This is a genomic window from Paenibacillus sp. 01T422, assembly GCF_056398785.1.
The window spans coordinates 1-1192 of the sequence record NZ_JBFTQB010001321.1 but is presented as its reverse complement, the minus strand read 5'-3'; the positions used below and the strand labels follow the sequence as shown (position 1 = coordinate 1192).

Here is a 1192-nt window from a genome sequence, read left to right as displayed (position 1 = left end):
ATGTGGCTCTGGTTTCCTATTATTTTGGTGGAAAAGAGAGCGTTTTCTATGAAATTTTTCATCAGTTTTTCCCAGTACATAAGCTCTCCGGTCACTTAGACATTGAAGAACCTGTAGAAGGAATTAAGGCAATTATTGCAGAAATTATTATGATCCGAAATAAAGATCCTCAAATGATCAGTTTGATTCAAATGGAAATTATTACGGTGTCCCCGCGTATCGACAAGATACGATCTCTTGTTTTTCCTGCATGGGAAAAGGTAAGGTACCTGCTCGAAAAGGGAAGGAATGAGGGGCTTTTTCACTTCGATTCTCTGGATAGTACGCTTATGTTTGTATTGGGTTCGATATTTTTCTATAAGCAAAGAGACTTTTTTGAACCGCTCTTTACGGACCCGCGGCCAGATATGGAGACGATTATTCAGCAAACAACGACCTATGTGATGAACGCATTAGGCCATCAAAGTAAAGGGGAGTAAGGACTTATGGGTAAAACCTATATTGTGTGTTTGGGTGAGCTTCTAATCGACTTCGTACCCGAAGTAAACGGACAAGCCTTGGCGGACGTAACGAGCTTCCAACGGGCGGCAGGCGGAGCACCGGCCAATGTGGCCGCGGCGGTCGCCAAACTAGGCGGCGACGCAAGGTTTATCGGCAAAATCGGCCGAGACCCCTTCGGCGATTTCCTCGTGCGCACGCTTGACGAAGTCGGCGTGCAAACGGCCGTTGTCCAGACCGATGAGGCGAAGACCGGTCTGGCTTTTGTTTCGCTGCGCGCGGATGGTGAGCGCGATTTCTTGTTTTTCCGCGACCCGGCGGCGGACATGCTGCTGCGCGCAGACGAAGTCCAGTCGCAGTGGCTGGAAGACGCAGCGGTCTATCATTTCGGCTCGGTATCCCTGATCGCCGAGCCTTGCCGCTCCGCGACGCTGGACGCAGCGCGCAGAGCGAAAGATCTTGGCGCACTGGTGTCGTACGACCCCAATGTGCGCCTTGCGCTGTGGCCGAGCGCAGATAGCGCTCGGGCGGAGATCCTTGCGCAGCTTCCGCTTGCGGATGTGGTCAAAGTCAGCGAGGAGGAGATCGAATTCCTCCTCGGCGTGGACGCGACCACTGGGGCGCAGCAGCTGCTGCAGCGCGGACCTAAAGTGATTATCATCACTTTAGGTCCTGAGGGCTGCCGCGTTGTGAG

2 protein-coding genes are annotated in these 1192 nt (G+C 52.6%); both read left to right on the top strand.

Going from position 1 to position 1192, the window contains the following annotated elements; translation table 11 throughout:
* A partial coding sequence (locus tag AC1DUA_RS38400) for a TetR family transcriptional regulator (RefSeq protein ID WP_477504686.1) occupies window positions 1-479 on the top strand: 479 nt, incomplete at its 5' end.
* A gap of 6 nt (window positions 480-485) precedes the next feature.
* Window positions 486-1192, top strand: a 707-nt coding sequence (locus AC1DUA_RS38395) for a PfkB family carbohydrate kinase (RefSeq protein WP_477504685.1), incomplete at its 3' end; no start/stop codon positions are given.